Annotated in this window: 2 protein-coding genes; both read left to right on the top strand. The window is 47.6% G+C overall.

Going from position 1 to position 1,315, the window contains the following annotated elements; translation table 11 throughout:
* The first annotated feature begins 2 nt into the window (after positions 1–2).
* Positions 3–770 carry a 4-hydroxy-tetrahydrodipicolinate reductase gene (dapB, locus tag A3750_RS16210; protein WP_068548446.1) on the top strand — a complete coding sequence of 256 codons (768 nt, stop codon included), beginning with the start codon at positions 3–5 and terminating at the stop codon, positions 768–770.
* Positions 771–1,004: 234 nt separating this feature from the next.
* On the top strand, positions 1,005–1,315 hold a 311-nt coding region (locus A3750_RS16205; protein WP_304440201.1), incomplete at its 3' end, for a carbamoyl-phosphate synthase domain-containing protein.

The raw sequence follows: 1,315 nt of genomic DNA, 5'->3' as shown, positions 1-1,315 counted from the left end.
GAATGGGTAAAATGCTGATCGAAGCTTTGGATCAATCATCGGAAGCAAGGTTAACCGCTGCTGTCGTGCTGCCAGACAGCTCCGCTATTGGTGCAGACGCGGGAGAGTTGGCTGGGCTGGGAAAAAATGGCGTAAAAANTGTTGGTGAGCTTTCTGCCGTTGTTGATGATTTTGATGTGCTGATCGATTTTACAGCTCCTGATGCCACTCTAGTGAATGCTGCGCTTTGTGCCGAGCACGGTAAAGGTATCGTGATTGGTACGACCGGATTTACTCCGGAAGAAGAGCGCACGCTGCTTGCTTGCCAATCGCATGCGGCGATGTGTAAAGCTGCTAACTTTAGTACGGGCGTGAACGTGTGCCTGAATCTTCTGCAGAAAGCGGCCGAGATACTTGGTGATGCGTATGATGTCGAAATCTACGAAGCGCATCATAAGCACAAAGTTGATGCTCCGTCGGGTACGGCACTTGCTATGGGGCAATCCGTTGCGGACGGACTTGGTCGCAATCTGCGCGAAGTTGCAGTCTATGGCCGTGAAGGACAGACTGGCGCGAGAGATAAAGAAACGATTGGTTTTGCTACTGTTAGAGGTGGTGATGTAGTGGGTGATCATACCGTTATGTTTTTGGGTGAGGGTGAGCGCGTTGAAATAACCCACAAAGCGTCAAGTCGCATGGCTTTTGCAAATGGGGCTGTTCGCGCTGCGGCTTGGTTAGATGGTCAAAATCCGGGGCTCTATGAAATGAGAGATGTCCTTGATTTGAAGTAGCAGTCCTTTAAAAAGAATGTAATTGCATAGACACAAAAATGTGAAATGTGTACAATGCCGCCGCTTGAGGAAAGCGTCGTTCGTACGCTAAGAATTATAAGAAAAGCGAGGTGGAATTTATTCGGCCTCGCTTTTTTGTAAGTATTTACCATACTTGATACGCCTCAGGCCCGCCAAAGACGGTTTCTTTCGATTCGATAATCAAACTGCTTAGCCAAGCGCGAGGAACTGGTGTTGACTAAACCCGCAATTTTAGCTCTTGAAGACGGCTCCATTTTTAAAGGTATTTCTATCGGCGCAGATGGAGAAACCACTGGAGAAGTTGTTTTTAACACCGCAATGACAGGGTATCAGGAGATCCTTACTGACCCTTCTTATGCTAAACAAATTGTTACCCTAACTTATCCCCATATCGGCAATACTGGCGTCAACTCCGAAGACGTAGAAAGTGATCAGATCTGGTCTGCTGGTTTAGTGATCAGAGATCTGCCCTTAGTTGCCAGTTCGTGGCGCTCAGAAAAGCCTCTCGATGCCTATTTGAAAGA

Source organism: Oleiphilus sp. HI0079, assembly GCF_001635105.1.
The sequence above is the reverse complement of the archived record's forward strand: the minus strand, read 5'-3'. Positions and strand labels throughout refer to the sequence as shown.